The sequence below is a fragment of the Serratia sp. AS12 genome (genome assembly GCF_000214195.1).
Lineage (GTDB): Bacteria > Pseudomonadota > Gammaproteobacteria > Enterobacterales > Enterobacteriaceae > Serratia > Serratia plymuthica.
Window position 1 is genome coordinate 1,258,715 of sequence record NC_015566.1, and the last position, 14,350, is coordinate 1,273,064.

Annotated in this window: 15 protein-coding genes; 5 read left to right on the forward strand and 10 right to left on the reverse strand. The window is 56.9% G+C overall.

Annotated elements, in window-relative coordinates:
- Nucleotides 1-42: 42 nt before the first annotated feature.
- Entirely contained in the window at nucleotides 43-1,107 is a 1,065-nt protein-coding gene (locus SERAS12_RS05805) for an aldo/keto reductase (protein ID WP_013811852.1), read from the reverse strand.
- Between the two features lie 97 nt (nucleotides 1,108-1,204).
- Here SERAS12_RS05805 and SERAS12_RS05810 point away from each other — a divergent pair, with 97 nt between their 5' ends.
- From SERAS12_RS05810 to SERAS12_RS05820, 3 genes are all read left to right on the forward strand, one after another.
- Nucleotides 1,205-2,116 (forward strand): LysR family transcriptional regulator, encoded by a 912-nt coding sequence (locus SERAS12_RS05810; protein WP_013811853.1) that lies wholly within the window; start codon nucleotides 1,205-1,207, stop codon nucleotides 2,114-2,116.
- A gap of 130 nt (nucleotides 2,117-2,246) precedes the next feature.
- The gene (locus SERAS12_RS05815) at nucleotides 2,247-2,798 is read left to right on the forward strand and encodes a flavodoxin family protein (protein ID WP_013811854.1); all 552 of its coding nucleotides are present in this window, start codon (nucleotides 2,247-2,249) and stop codon (nucleotides 2,796-2,798) included.
- A gap of 631 nt (nucleotides 2,799-3,429) precedes the next feature.
- Nucleotides 3,430-4,878 carry a GGDEF domain-containing protein gene (locus SERAS12_RS05820; RefSeq protein WP_041416537.1) on the forward strand — a complete coding sequence of 483 codons (1,449 nt, stop codon included), beginning with the start codon at nucleotides 3,430-3,432 and terminating at the stop codon, nucleotides 4,876-4,878.
- 5 nt (nucleotides 4,879-4,883) lie between these two features.
- Here the strand turns inward: SERAS12_RS05820 and SERAS12_RS26410 are convergent, their stop codons facing one another.
- Nucleotides 4,884-5,045 (reverse strand): YnfU family zinc-binding protein, encoded by a 162-nt coding sequence (locus SERAS12_RS26410; RefSeq protein ID WP_013811856.1) that lies wholly within the window; start codon nucleotides 5,043-5,045, stop codon nucleotides 4,884-4,886.
- A 172-nt stretch (nucleotides 5,046-5,217) separates the two neighbouring features.
- Nucleotides 5,218-5,697, reverse strand: coding sequence for a cold-shock protein (locus tag SERAS12_RS05825; protein ID WP_013811857.1), 480 nt, complete (start codon nucleotides 5,695-5,697; stop codon nucleotides 5,218-5,220).
- Between the two features lie 289 nt (nucleotides 5,698-5,986).
- On the opposite strand from SERAS12_RS05825, the gene SERAS12_RS05830 reads away from it, so the two are divergent.
- On the forward strand, nucleotides 5,987-6,499 hold the full coding sequence (locus SERAS12_RS05830) for a VOC family protein (RefSeq protein ID WP_006324061.1): 513 nt from the start codon (nucleotides 5,987-5,989) through the stop codon (nucleotides 6,497-6,499).
- Between the two features lie 34 nt (nucleotides 6,500-6,533).
- Here the strand turns inward: SERAS12_RS05830 and SERAS12_RS26530 are convergent, their stop codons facing one another.
- The 5 genes from SERAS12_RS26530 to SERAS12_RS05855 all read right to left on the reverse strand — a co-directional run bounded on the left by SERAS12_RS26530 (nucleotide 6,534) and on the right by SERAS12_RS05855 (nucleotide 11,646).
- Nucleotides 6,534-7,361, reverse strand: a complete 828-nt coding sequence (locus tag SERAS12_RS26530) for an amino acid ABC transporter ATP-binding protein (protein ID WP_004949541.1) — start codon at nucleotides 7,359-7,361, stop codon at nucleotides 6,534-6,536.
- Between the two features lie 9 nt (nucleotides 7,362-7,370).
- Complete coding sequence (locus SERAS12_RS26535; RefSeq protein ID WP_013811858.1) at nucleotides 7,371-8,258, reverse strand: amino acid ABC transporter permease; 888 nt, start codon at nucleotides 8,256-8,258, stop codon at nucleotides 7,371-7,373.
- A gap of 41 nt (nucleotides 8,259-8,299) precedes the next feature.
- Nucleotides 8,300-8,827, reverse strand: coding sequence for a GNAT family N-acetyltransferase (locus SERAS12_RS05845; protein ID WP_013811859.1), 528 nt, complete (start codon nucleotides 8,825-8,827; stop codon nucleotides 8,300-8,302).
- 132 nt (nucleotides 8,828-8,959) lie between these two features.
- A complete protein-coding gene (locus tag SERAS12_RS05850) occupies nucleotides 8,960-10,285 on the reverse strand; it encodes an LLM class flavin-dependent oxidoreductase (RefSeq protein WP_013811861.1) in 1,326 nt (441 codons plus the stop codon).
- Nucleotides 10,286-10,482: 197 nt separating this feature from the next.
- The gene (locus SERAS12_RS05855) at nucleotides 10,483-11,646 is read right to left on the reverse strand and encodes a M20 peptidase aminoacylase family protein (RefSeq protein WP_013811862.1); all 1,164 of its coding nucleotides are present in this window, start codon (nucleotides 11,644-11,646) and stop codon (nucleotides 10,483-10,485) included.
- Between the two features lie 345 nt (nucleotides 11,647-11,991).
- Here SERAS12_RS05855 and cspE point away from each other — a divergent pair, with 345 nt between their 5' ends.
- Nucleotides 11,992-12,201 (forward strand): transcription antiterminator/RNA stability regulator CspE, encoded by a 210-nt coding sequence (cspE, locus tag SERAS12_RS05860; RefSeq protein WP_002210315.1) that lies wholly within the window; start codon nucleotides 11,992-11,994, stop codon nucleotides 12,199-12,201.
- A 68-nt stretch (nucleotides 12,202-12,269) separates the two neighbouring features.
- Here the strand turns inward: cspE and SERAS12_RS05865 are convergent, their stop codons facing one another.
- Nucleotides 12,270-13,460 (reverse strand): multidrug effflux MFS transporter, encoded by a 1,191-nt coding sequence (locus tag SERAS12_RS05865; RefSeq protein WP_013811863.1) that lies wholly within the window; start codon nucleotides 13,458-13,460, stop codon nucleotides 12,270-12,272.
- Nucleotides 13,461-13,466: 6 nt separating this feature from the next.
- Nucleotides 13,467-14,063, reverse strand: coding sequence for a TetR/AcrR family transcriptional regulator (locus tag SERAS12_RS05870; protein WP_013811864.1), 597 nt, complete (start codon nucleotides 14,061-14,063; stop codon nucleotides 13,467-13,469).
- Nucleotides 14,064-14,350 lie beyond the last annotated feature (287 nt).

Below are 14,350 nucleotides of genomic sequence, written 5' to 3' on the forward strand. Positions count from 1 at the left end.
CCCATCCCTGTTAAGTTTATCCCGCCTCGTGCGGGATTTTTTTTATCTGCGTCCGACGATATTCAGGCCGCCGAACATGATGTTACGGGTGGTCGACAGCGTCAGAAAATCATGTGGGAAACCCAATTCTATTGCGCTGAGCGCATCCAGACGTTGCCACCGATCTTCCGCCAACCTGACCTCCAGCGCACCGAGGTTGTCATCCAGTTGCGTCAGCGTGCGTGCGCCGATAATCGGCGCGCTCACCGCCGGATTGCGCAGCGTCCAGGCCAGCGCCACTTGAGCGGGCGTGTAACCGGCCTCGTGGGCGATATCGCTCACGGCATCGGCAATGTCGAGGTTGTGGGCGGTCAGCGTTCCTTTGGTGCGCACGACTTCGCGTCGGGTACCTGTTTCATCCCCCTCCGGTTGCAGATCCTGCCGCCGGTATTTGCCGCTCAGCACACCGCCCGCGAGCGGCGACCAGGGGATCACGCCCAGCCCCAGCTCTTGCGCCATCGGGATCAATTCACGCTCCACCGTGCGTTCCAGCAAGCTGTATTCGATCTGCAGGCCGATAAGAGGCGACCAGCCACGTAAATCCGCCAGCATCTGCATTCTGGCGGCCTGCCAGGCCGGGAGATCCGATACCGCCAGGTACAGCACCTTGCCGGCGCGCACCAGATCGTCCATCGCGCGCATGATTTCTTCCACCGGCGTGGTGTAGTCCCAGGCGTGCAAATAGAGTAAATCGATATAGTCGGTGTTCAGGCGCCGCAGGCTATCCTCCACCGAGCGAACCATGCTTTTACGGTGATTGCCGCCGGAGTTCGGGTTATCGGGCTGCATCGGCAAGGTGTATTTGGTGGCGATCACCAGACGATCGCGGCGCCCGGTGGCGAATTCGCCGACAAAGCGTTCGGCGCTGCCTTCGGTATAGCGGTTGGCGGTATCGATAAAGTTGCCGCCGTGGTCGACATAGGCGTCGAACAGGCGGCGGGCCTCGGCCTGTTCCGCTCCCCAGCCCCAGTCGGCGCCGAAAGTCATGGTGCCGAGCGCCAGCGGCGAGACGCGCAGGCCGGAGCGGCCCAGCAGGCGGTAACTGTCCAGCGATAAGGATGTGTTCATGGGCGTTCTCCTGTTGATGTTGATTTCAAGATAGACCCGGCGAGCTATTCACGGAATACGCTATAATCTTCATGAATTATTAAGCGATGGAGGCATAATGAGAGGAAGTGAATTTGCGGAGTTGCGCGCTTTTGCCGCCATTGTTGAACACGGAAGCTTCGCCCGCGCCGCCGTGCACCTGGGCATGACCGCTTCAGCGCTGAGTCAGACGCTGCGCAATCTGGAAAGCCGCCTGGGGTTGCGGCTGCTGAACCGCACCACTCGCAGCGTGGCGCCCACCGACGCGGGGGCGCAGATGTTGGCGCGCTTGTTGCCGGCTATCGCCGAAATCGATGCGGCGGTGGAGCAGGCGGTCAACCAACGCCAGCAGCCCACCGGGCGTTTGCGTCTTAATATTACGCGGATCGCCGCCATGCATTTTCTGGCGCCGTTGATCGCGCCGTTTCACCGGCAGTACCCGGATATCCTCCTCGATCTCAATGTGGAAGACCGGCTGGTGGACATTGTCGCCGGCGGTTTCGATGCCGGCGTGCGTCTGCACGAGAAGCTGGAAAAGGACATGGTGGCGATCAAGCTTGGCGGAGATCTTCGGATGCGGGTAGTCGCCTCCCCGGCGTATCTGGCTCGTCATGGCCAACCGCAGGCGCCACGCGAGCTGCGCCAACACCTTTGCCTGAATTTTCGCTGGCCAACCAATGGCAATCTTTACCGCTGGGAATTTGAGCGCGACGGTGAAACGCTGGATATCGCGGTGGAAGGGCCGGTGATCGTCGACGAACCGGAGATCCTGGTGCGGGCGGCGCTGGACGGCGTGGGCATCGCTTACCTGTTTGAGCATCAGGTGGCCGCCGCGCTGGCCGATGGCCGGCTGGTGCCGCTGTTGGATGCCTGGACACCGCCTTTTCCCGGTTTTTATCTTTACTACCCCGCCAACCGACAAATGCCGCGCCCACTGCGCGCGTTTATTGATTTCGCCCGGCAGCAGGGCGTGCAGGCGGCCGGGGCGTGAATGCCACCCGGTTTTTTTGAATAACTCCGTCAGATAAATTGGGTATTCACCTTGGGGCCGCTTGAGTAGATTGGATTAGCGTATTTAAGGGGGCCGCCGGCACCCCGATGCAACTACCTGGGAGTTTCTTATGGCGAAGACAGTGGTGATTTTTCATTCCGGCTACGGCCACACCGAGCGTTTGGCGAGCATTGTTGCCGAAGGCGCAGAGGCTGAGCTGATCGCTATCGATCAAGACGGCAATATCAGCGAAGAAGCCTGGCAGAAACTGGATGAGGCCGACGCCATCATCTTTGGTTCGCCAACCTACATGGGCGGCCCATCATGGCAGTTCAAGAAATTTGCCGACGCCAGCTCAAAAGCCTGGTTCACTCGCAAATGGCAAGACAAGGTGTTCGGCGGTTTCACCAACAGCGCCAGCCTGAACGGCGACAAGCAGGTCACGCTGATCGCCCTGCAAACGCTGGCTTCACAGCACGGCGGCCTGTGGGTCAGCCTGGGGCTGCCACCGGCCAACAGCAAAGCGGCGCAGCGTACCGATGTGAACAATCTGGGGGGCTCTGTTGGCCTGCTGGTCCAGACGCCTGCCGATGCCGGCGTAGATGAAATGCTGTCGGGGGATTTGGAAACCGCCAAATTGTATGGCCAGCGCGTCGCGAGCATTGCCGCCAAACTGGCGTGATCCTGCTCCCCATCGCGTTCGGTGGGGATATCGCGTCGTTCATTTTTCCTGCACATTTGGCGTGTAAACTGCGGAGTGTTATTAGCCTGCTTGGGCTAACACTGCATTTCGTACAAATATTCCCGGTTCCTAGACCGGGTTTTTTGTTGCTAAGGTCCGCTTAAGCTTCCGTCGATATCATGAACAGCAGCACAGGCATGCAATGGCTGTGTCGTAACTGTCAATTTGCTGCTCTTCAAGCGAGCCCGCTCTGCGGGCTTTTTTTATGTTTCCGGTTCTAATTGCGCTTGCGGATGACTTGCTGGAAAATAATCGCAGGCACAATAGGGTAAACGAAATAATACCCACTTTATTATTATGGGTTTGTGCTTGTGCGGATCAGTAACGGTTTACGCTATGCTGATAGATATCGCTGAACATTTTTCTTCGGTTTGGCGTGAATGCGTTCACTCTGAGTTGCGGCGACGAGCTGTGGAGTTAAGAACGTTCTGCTAAATAAAAATGAATGTCTCTTTGTTTCTGAATCATCGGTATTTACTGGTTGAGAACGGATTTTTTGTCCTCCTTATCATGCCGGGCGAGGGAATATGCAGATAATTGCTCTGGTTATTACGAATTTATGGGTAAGGTGATGAACGCCAGAATAAACGCCAAACATGGCCTGCCTGTTACCCTCCAGCTGATCACGCTTTTTCTGCTGGCGTTTTTACTTTCCTTGCTGGGTATATTTACTCGTCCGATCGGATCCCTTTCCTTGTTTTGGCCGGTGAATGCGATTTTACTCGGCCTGCTATTGCGCAAACCTGCCTATGCCACGCCGCTGGGCTGGCTAACCACCTACCTTGGCATGATTGCTGCCGATTTGACGACCGGCGAAGCGCTGCCTTTGGCCATGTGGTTGAACGCCTGCAATATGTCGCTGATTGCCACCGGTTATGGCGTGATGCTGCTGTTACCGCAGTCGCAGCGCAGAATGGGCAAACCTCAGGCGATACTCTATATGTTTACCGCCAGCCTGAGTGGTGCGGCGGTGGCGTCGACCCTGTCGATACTGCGCAATGACAGCCTGTACAATAATACGGTGATCACCGCCTGGCTGGCGTGGTTCAGTGAACAGTTCTCCACCAACCTGTTGCTGTTGCCGGTGTTTCTGGCGGCACCGCGGCTGAAGCAGCTGTTGCGCATGCAGATCCACTGGCCGCTGCGTACCGGTATGCCGCTGCTGGCGCTGCTGTTTTCCCTGGTATTCAGCGTGTACATCGGCGGCCCGGGGGCGATTGCCTTCCCGATCCCGGCGCTGCTGTGGTGTGCGGTCCGCTACCAGCTGTTCACCGTGACCTTGCTGACGCTGTTGACCGGCATGACCGAAATCAGCAGCATCTCCGCCAATCTGATGTTGTATGAAACGCCGAACAACCACAACGCGTTCCTCGATACCCTGATGTCGGCCCGGTTGGGGATTGCCATGCTGGTCATGGGGCCGCTGATCCTCGCCAGTTCGATAGCCGTTAACCGCAAGCTGATGCGCCGGCTGGAGCACAGCGCCAATCACGATTTCCTGACCGGGGTGCTGGCGCGCAGTGCGCTGACGCGAAAGGCCGGTGAACTGCTGGAGCACAAATATAAATCGAAAGAGGCGGTATCGCTGCTGCTGATTGATATCGATCATTTTAAACTCATTAACGACACTCACGGCCACGAGGCCGGCGATCAGGCACTGGCTACCTTCGCTCATATTGTCCGGCGCGAACTGCGCCACGATCAGCTGTTTGGTCGCCTGGGCGGGGAAGAGTTTGCGATTATGCTGCCGCGTGCGCTGGCTGCGCAGGGGGTGGCTCTAGCGGAGCATTTACGGCAGTTGGTGCAAAAAACCGACCTGTATCCCGGTGGCAAAGCGCCGCTGAAAATGACCATCAGCGTGGGCGTCGCCAGTCTGGCGATGAACGAAGTGAAATCGCTGGCACAGCTGATGAATATGGCGGATATCGCGCTTTATCGCGCCAAGTCACAGGGGCGCAATCGCGTGGAGTCGTTTAACGCGGTGAGTGGCAATAGCGTTGGGCACATCATGTTCAAATAAGCGTTTCAGTTCTGCCTGGGTTCAAACCGGGTACCGCAGTTCGGGCAGATAAGCAGAACGTTTTGCTGTAGCGTCGCGCATTTTTGGCTGGTGACGTAGGCGCATTTGGGGCAGGCGATGTTGGTGGAGCGATTGATAAAGCCTTTAACGCTGCTGGAATCAGTCATATAGCACGGCCTGTGTCAGGTGAAAACCCACGCTAACACAGGTGATATAAAATTGCTTCGAATGTTTTTTATACGCGCCGCTATTAGTAGGGCGCGAATATATTCGTCCCGACGAAGGCGGGCGAAGCAGATAGCCCCCCGACAAGGGGCAGGGATAGGCGTTGGGCCGTGATTATAGGCTTTTCAACACTTTCAGCGTTTCATCCATGTCGATCTCCTGCTCGGAGAAGGTATGGGTCGCGTTCTGGAAAGTGGTGATGGTCAGCATACGCAGCGTCTGCATGGTTTGCGGCGCGTCTTCGGACTGCGGACGGATGCGGTTCATCAGCAGGCCCACCGACAGCACGGTATTTTCTTTGTCCACGTCCGCTTTTACCGGCACTTCTTTGGTGAAGGTGTTGAAAGATTTGATGCTGGTGATCTTGATTCTTTCGTTGGCGATGATGATGTATTTGCTTGCCGCCTGGACCTTGACCGCATACGCCGAAGGGCCTTTGGTGTTGTTGGTCGGTTCGAAAGTCACGGTCGCGTTTTTCTTAATCAGCTCCGGGTTTTGCACTTTAATCACGTGAAAATAACGATTTTCCCCGTTCTCATCGGTAATAAAGCCGAAGCCTTTGTCTTCAAAAAAAGTCGTTATCTTGCCGTTCATCATCATTCTCATTAATTCGTTCAATACAGTATTTATCCCCTATAAATTTCAAGTTGCGGCTAGGCGGCCAGCTCGCTCACGCCAGGCGCTTACTTAAGTAAGTCACTGGGGGGCGCGAGTGCAGACAACAACGCTGCGTCTTGAAAGGCGACAAGGATATGATAGCGCGGAATGCCTTGCAGTGACAGGTACGTGCTCCGGTTTTGATAATGCGATAACGGCATTTAGCGAGTTTCCGGTCACATGCTATTTTCAAGCTGACTTTATTCAATGCGGAAAGGGAAAATCGATGGGAATTAAACGGCTTAACCACGCGGTGCTGTATGTCAGCGATGTGCAGCAAAGCGCGGAGTTTTATCATCAGGTGCTGGGGTTCAAGCTAAAACCTTCGGGCAGCCCCGACAAAGCGGTGTTTACCCAGGCGGCCGATTCGGATAACGATCACGATCTGGCGCTGTTCAGCAAAAATCTCGGACAACAGCGCGCCGGGGTGTTTCGCGCCAACGGCGAACCGCCGGCGGAAAACGAACCACCGGCCGGGCTGTACCATCTGGCTTGGGAAGTCGATAGCCTGGATGAGCTCGAACGCATTCGCGATCAATTGGCGCAGCGCGGCATTCTCGGGCTGGAGGAGGATCACGGTGTGCATAAGAGCATCTATGGCCACGATCCGGATGGGCTCTTGTTTGAAGTGACCTGGTTTATCCCGCCGGCGCTGCTGACCGAGCAGGATCGCAATCAGCGCGGCATCAAGCCGCTGGATTTCGCCGCCGAGAAACGCCGCTTCGCTGCTGAGGCTTAAGATTATCGGGCGGGGCGCGGTTGCGCCCCGTGAGTCACAGAACTTTGTTGAGGAAGTTAATGGTGCGCTGGTGCTGCGGATGGTTCAGCACCTGCCGGGCGTTGCCCTGTTCGACGACCTGGCCGTCGACCATAAACACGATCTGATCCGCCGCTTCACGCGCAAAGCCAATCTCATGGGTGACCACCACCAACGTCACGCCCAAGTCCGCCAACCCTTTGATCACGTCCAGCACTTCGCCGACCAGCTCCGGATCGAGCGCCGAAGTGGGTTCGTCAAACAAAATGACCTTAGGGTTCAACGCCAGCGCACGCGCAATGGCAATGCGTTGCTGCTGGCCGCCGGACAGGTGGCGCGGATAAGCGTCGGCCTTGTGGCGCAGGCCGACGGTATCCAGCAACTGATAAGCGACTTCTTTTGCCTGAGTGCGCGAATAAATTTTATGCACCACCGGTGCTTCAATGATGTTCTCCAGCACCGTCAAATGCGGGAACAGGTTAAAGTTTTGGAACACGTAGCCGACGTTGATACGCTGCTTGAGAATGGCGTTCTCTTTCAGCTCATACAGTTTGTCGCCTTTACGCCGGTAGCCGACGTAGTCGCCGTCGATGCGGATAAAGCCTTCATCGACGCGCTCCAGGTGGTTGATGGCGCGCAGCAGGGTGGATTTGCCCGAGCCGGACGGCCCGAGGATCACTGTGACCGTGCCGGGCCGCAGCGTCAGGCTGACGTCGTCGAGCGCCTTGTGCTTGCCGAAAAATTTGCTCACGTTGCTGATTTCAATCAGGCCGCGCGCCGGAACCGGAACGATGTTGCGCACCGGCGCTTCGCGCAGGGCATAGTAATCAATAGCTTCGGACATAAAATCCTCCTAACGTTTTATCCAGCCGGCCAGTTTCTGCCAGGGTGAAGGCGGCAACTCGCGTACTGCGCCTCGGGCAAAATAGCGCTCAATGTAGTATTGGATCACCGACAGCGCGGTGGTGATGAACAGGTACCAGACGGTCGCGACCATCAGCAGCGGTATTACCTGCTGCGTGCGGTTATAGATGACCTGAATGGTGTAAAACAGCTCCGGCAACGCCAGCACGTAAACGATCGAGGTGCCCTTTGCCAGGCTGATGATCTCGTTGAAACCGGTCGGAACGATGGAGCGCAGCGCCTGCGGCAGAATGATGCGGAAAGTGCGGCGATAGCCCGGCAGACCGAGCGCCGCTGCGGCCTCATGCTGGCCGTATTCCACCCCGAGAATGCCGCCGCGGATGATTTCTGCGGTATAGGCCGATTGCACCAGGGTCAGCCCCAGCACCGCGACGGAAAACTGGCTGAGGATATCGATGGTCGGGTAGCTGGCGAACACCAGTGAGGTAAAGGGAATGCCCAGCGAGATGGAATCGTACAGGTAAGAGAAGTTATACAAGATGATCAGAACCAGAATCAGCGGCAGCGAACGGAACAGCCAGATATAGCCCCAGGCCAGCGAAGCCAACAGATAAGAGCGCGACAGCCGCGCCAGCGCCAGCAAGGTACCGAAAATAATGCTGAACAGCGTGCCGAGCAGCGTCAGCAGCAGGGTTTGCCCCAGGCCGGAAAGCACCGCCGGCGCAAAGAACCACTCGGCAAATACCCCCCACTCCCAGCGCTCGTTGGCCGCCACCGACTGGACTATCGCCGCCAGAATAAACACCGAAAACAGTGCGCCCACCAGCCGCAGCGGATAGCGTGCGGGAACCACTTTTAACACTTCTTGTTTGGACATCGTATTGCTCCTGAAACAGATAAAGGGAGGGGGACCGGCCTCTAGGCAATCTTCCTTTCCTGCGCGCAACAGAGTGCGCCCGCTGTTATCAGGCTTTTGCGAAACGGCAACCTGCCGTCATAGGGCGGACGGCTGTAAACTTCACTGTCGACGGTGGGATCGAACTGTGGCTGATAGCCGTTGCTCAGATACAGGCCCACCGCTTCGGGCTGGCGAAAGCCGGTGGTCAGGTAGAGTTGGCGGTAACCCTGCTCCCATGCCAGCGTCTCCAGTTGCTGCAAGACCTTTTGCGCCAACCCCTGGCGACGCAGGTCGGTTCGCGTCCAGATGCGTTTCAGCTCTGCGGTGTGCGGATCGTAGCGTTTGAACGCGCCCATGGCGATCGGCTCCCCGGCGCGCAGCAGCACGATAAACGCGCCCTGTGGTGGGGCGTACAGATCCAGCGTTTCTTGTTCCTGTTCACCAAAATAATCGCCGTAGCGCTGACGATATTCGCCGAACAGCCCTTCAATCACCGGCTCGACCAACGGGTCGTCCGGCAGCGTTTGGATAAAGACGTCGTTTGCCATCGGTATGCTCCTAGTCGCCCAGACCTTGCTGATTTTTCGCCACGTGGCGACGGGTTTGGATGGCTTTTACATGGATGCCGGAGCCGGTAAAGGTGTTTTGCATAGCGGAATATCCCTGAACAAGTATTATTGTTATTGGGTAAATTGGTTCAGCGGTTGCTTCAGGCCAAGGTGGTCGCGCAGCGTGTCGCCGCTGTAATCGCTACGGAACAGGCCACGTTGCTGCAGGATGGGCACCACGCGGTCAATAAAGTGGCCGAAGGAGTTCGGTGTGCCGCCGCTGATGATGAAACCGTCGGCGGCCTGGGTGTCGAACCAGTTTTGCAGACCGTCCGCTACCGCCTCCGGCGTGCCGCCGAACACCGGGCGCGGCGAAGCGGCTTCCAGCGCCACTTCGCGCAGCGTCAGATTACGCTCGCGGGCGTTGTGCTTGATGGCATCGGTGGTGCTGCGGAAGCTGTTTTGCCCGAGGTTGCCGATGTCCGGGAAGGGCTCATCCAGCGGATGGCGGGAAAAGTCATAATGCTCGAAATAGCGGCCAAGGTAGTTGAGCGCGTTCTCGATGCTGACCAGACGTGCTGTTTCCCAATATTGGCGTTCCACGTCTTCATTGTCGTCGCCGACGATCACGCTGACGCCCTGGAAAATTTTCAGATCGTCCGGCTCGCGGCCCTGTTCCACCAGTTGGTTTTTTACGTCCTGATAAAACGCCTGCGCCAACTGCTGGGTTTCATGGTGGGTGAAAATGGCATCGGCGTGTTTGGCTGCCAGTTGTTTTCCGTCTTCCGACGCACCGGCCTGGAACAAGATTGGGCGGCCCTGCGGCGTGCGGCCGATATTCAGCGGCCCTTGTACCGAGAAGAATTCCCCCTGGTGGTTCAGGGTATGCAGCTTACCGGCGCTGAAAAATTCGCCGCTGTTTTTGTTCCGCACAAAGGCGTCACTTTCCCACGAGTCCCACAGCCCTTTGGTGACATCGAGATATTCACTGGCGATGCGATATCGCAGGCTGTGCTCCGGGTGCTCGGTGCGCGAGAAATTCTTTGCCGACCCTTCCAGCGGCGACGTCACCACGTTCCAGCCCGCCCGACCTTTGCTCAGGTGATCCAGGCTGGCGAACTGGCGCGCGACGGTAAAGGGATCGCTGTATGAGGTGGACAGCGTGCCCACCAGCCCGATTTTGTCGGTGGCGGCGGACAGGGCGGCAAGCAGGGTCAGGGGTTCAAAACGATTAAGGAAATGCGGAATGGATTTCTCATTGATATATAAGCCGTCGGCAACAAACACGAAATCCAATTTACCCTGCTCGGCTTTTTTCGCCGTGGCAATATTAAAATCGAGATTAATGCTGGCGTCGGCGGTGGCGTCCGGATGCCGCCAGGCAGACATATTTCCCGATGCGCCATGCAAAATGGCGCCAAGACGCAATTGCCGTTTGTTTTTCGCACTGTTGCTCATTGCTTTCACCCTGTTAAGTGCCGCTGTGGCGCTATCTGTCGAGTTCCCACTATTGATGAGCGTCCTCAGGATGTAAAACAACAAAACAGCATATTCAAATGTTGAAATAGCAAATATCGCGGTGGGTATGGATAACGGGAAAATAATAAATCGCAGCGCAGAAGACGCTGCGCCGCGAAATAATAATGAGGTGAGTTTTACGCCTTGCTGGTGATTTTTTCCGGCGCGGTGGCTAATTGTTGCAGCGTGCGCTCAGCGAGCAGTTCGAAATATTGCGAGGCCGGGAAGATCGCCTGTTCATCCGGGTTAAAGCGTGGATGGTGCAAGCCGAACTCACTGGCTGAACCGATACTGACGAAAGCACCCGGCACGTGGTGCAGATAAAGCGCAAAATCCTCGCCGCCCATTTGCAGATCCGCTTCTTCTACCCGATAACCGGCTTCGGCGGCGACGGTTTTGCTGAAGGCTGCCCAGCGCGCGTCATTGACCACCGCCGGTGGGCCAGGTTGCCAGCGCAGTTCTGCCTGCGCGCCAAGCGATGCGGCTACGCCGTTAATCACCTGGCGGATTTTGTCCGGGACCTGAAGGCGGACTTTCTCGTTGTGAGTACGCACCGTACCTTCCAGTTCCACGGTCTGCGGCAACACGTTCCAGGTGTTGCCGCCTTCGATGCGCGTCACGCTCACCACCAGCGACTCCAGCGAGCTAAAGCTGCGGCTGGGCAGGGTTTGCAACGCGTTGACAATTTGGCTGGCGGTGACAATGGTGTCTACGCCTTGCTCCGGTTTGGCGGCGTGTGCGCCTTTACCGGCGATCAGGATCTGGAAGCGATCGACGTTGGCGTAAAACGCCCCCGCGCGAGTGGCGAAGGTACCGGTCGGCAGCTCCGGCGCATTATGCAGACCGAATACCGCGGCCACGTTATCCAGCGCACCGGCGTCGATCAGATGCTGGGCACCGTTAAAGGTTTCCTCTGCCGGTTGGAAGAAAATACGTACCGTGCCGGGCAGGGTGGCCTCGCGCGCTTTCAGCAAATGCGCTGCGCCGAGCATCACCGAGGTATGAAAATCATGCCCGCAGGCGTGCATGACGCCGCTATTTTGCGAACTGAAGGGAACGCCGGAGGTTTCTTCTATCGGCAGGGCGTCAATATCGCCGCGCAGCGCAATGATCGGGCCTTTGCCGCTGCCGATTTCGGCGACCACGCCGGTCTTCAGCCCCAGCGGCAGAATACGGATACCGGCCTCTTCCAGCCAGCGGGTGAGGCGGGCGGTAGTGGCAAACTCGTGGTTGGACAGCTCAGGGTTCTGATGCAGTTCACGGCGGTAGGCGACGATCTTCTCGGCCAGTTGGCTGGTCATAGTCTTGGCTCACTGTGGTTGATAAGCTCTAACCCTAGTGCAGGGCGGCCGGAAGCAAAAAGACTATCTGGTTATATTTCATAGCGATTATGTCTGCATCACACTGGCAACGAGCGCTGCCGGGGCTGAAACAGGCGTTCGGCCGTTGTTCGATGGAGATTAAAGAGCATTGAGCTGTCAAGGCTGGCTATAACAAGCGGTGCAAGAGATTTACAGTGGACGATACCGATTTTTTCACTTTTTATCGGTTTTATGTGATCCAGGTTGTGGACAAAATCCGGTCTAATTGCTGTACTGTACTGGACACAGGTTCAGTGTCTTACATTCACGTTAAAGGTAAGTTTGATGTCTAAGATTAAAGGTAGCGTTAAGTGGTTTAATGAATCCAAAGGCTTCGGCTTCATTACTCCGGAAGATGGTAGCAAGGACGTTTTCGTTCACTTCTCTGCCATCGCTAGCAATGGTTTCAAAACTCTTGCTGAAGGCCAGCGTGTAGAATTTGAAATCACGAACGGTGCCAAAGGGCCATCTGCTGCTAACGTTATCGCTATCTAAGCTACAGTAGCCAAAATTCTTAAAACCCGCTCCCTGAGCGGGTTTTTTATTGCCTTTTTTACGGTGGCTCACACCTGCGGTTTGCGCACCAGCAGGGTGAACAGCACGATGGCAATGGCGTAACAGCCGACAATGGTCAGCGCCATCGACACGCTGGAAGTGCCGCCCAGCCCGGTGATAGGCACGCTGCACGCGCCGAGCGCGAACATGCACACGCCGATCAACGCCGAGGCGCTGCCGGCTTTGTCGCCCTGGCTTTGCATCGCCAATGATGACGCCGTAGGGCCGACAATGCCGATTACGGCCACTGAGAAGAACAGCGGTATCATCAGCAGCGCCAACGGTGCGTGGAGGCTACCCGCCAGCAGCAACAGCAGCGAGGCGACGGCCGCCAATGTTAAGCCGCCTTTCAGCACTTGCCTTTCCCCCCAGCGCGCGCTCAGACGGCTGGCAAGTTGCGCAGAAATAATCAAACCGACGCCGTTAACGGCAAAACACAGGCTGAACATCTGCGGACTGAGGCCATAAATCTGCTGCAATACGAAGGGCGAAGCGCCGATGTAGGCGAACATCCCGGCCATGACGAAACCCTGCGTCAGGCACAGGCCCATAAACTGGCGCTGGGTCAGTAATCCGCCCAGCGACATCAGCATTGCCAAAATGCCGCCCTGGCTGCGGCGTTCCACGGGCAGCGATTCACGCAGCTTCAGGCTTGAAAGGGTAAACAGCAGCACGGCAATGGCCGCCAGTACGCCAAAAATCCCGCGCCAGTCCATCAATTGCAGCATGGCACCACCTAGCACCGGCGCAATAATCGGCGCCAGGCCGTTAACCAGCATCAGCAGAGCGAAGAAGCGCGTCAGTTCATGCCCGGCATAGAGATCGCGCGCGATGGCGCGGGAGATCACCGCACCGCCTGCACCGGCCAGCCCCTGTAACAGACGGGCGATCAGCAACTGGTCGATATTCGGCGCCAGCGCGCACCACACAGAGGCGACCAACAACAGCACCAGCGACAGCAGCAGCGGTCGCATGCGGCCGAGCTTGTCGCTGAAGGGACCAAAAATCAGTTGGCCGACGCCCAGCCCAAGCAGGCCGGCAGTCAGGCTGAGCTGCGCCGTGGCGGTGGACGTATTCAACTCGCCGGCCATTTCCGGCAGAGCGGGCAGGTAGAGATCGGTGCACAGCGGCCCCAGTGCGGCCAGCAGGCCAAGCACCACCGCGTACACCAGACGTTGTCTGGATAAGTGTCTGGTCATGGGGAATTAGGGTTTCCTGAATAGGTGAGAGATAGCTTGTTGATACAGGCCGTTCAGCAAGCTGACATCGGCTTTTTGCGTGGTAAGGATGCGATAACCCGTGCCTTCGCTTAAGACGGCGATAAATTCCACCCGGGCGGCGATTTCTTGTTCGGTGAAATGTGGGTACATCCGCTGCAGGTTTTGGCAGACATGATGGAACAACCGTGTTTCCGCGTCGCTGAGCATTTTCGCCACCACCGGGTTGCGCGTGGCTTCGGCGGTGACTTCCAGCATCAGCATATGGTCAGTTTCGTTTTCACCGGGTTGTTGGAACAGCGCGCGCGCCGACAGGGTGCCGGCGATCAGGTTAATGTGATCGCCAAGATCCTCCAGGCGCTGCATTTTACGGGCGATAATACGGTTGACGATTTCTTCGATGATCGCGTCTTTATTGGCGAAATAACGGTAGATTTGACCGACGCTGAGCTGTGAAGCCTGGGCGATTTCCGCCATGCTGGCGGCGTGAAAACCATGCCGACGAAAACAGACTTTCGCCGCATCGACGATTTGATCGCGGCGGGCCTGCGCTTTGGCTTGCCTGCTGTCGCTGGTGGATATCATTTCCCGATCCTTTGCCAATAGAGGGGTTTGCATTTTGGGTGCGAACGTTCATTCTCAATTGTAATGCAATAACGGCAGCAGGGGAACTATAAAGGGGGGATCCTGTGGGGGCGAAGCGTCAGGCAAACAGATAGACCTTGATGAAGGCGGCGACAATCAGCAGGCACAGCAGGGTGGCAGTCACTTCAGCGGCGGTTTTGGGCAGGCTAAACATTTTGGTTCTCATCCAGTTTGGGACACTGGATGAGATTATGCGCATGGCTGATTAAGGAAACATTAAGAGAACG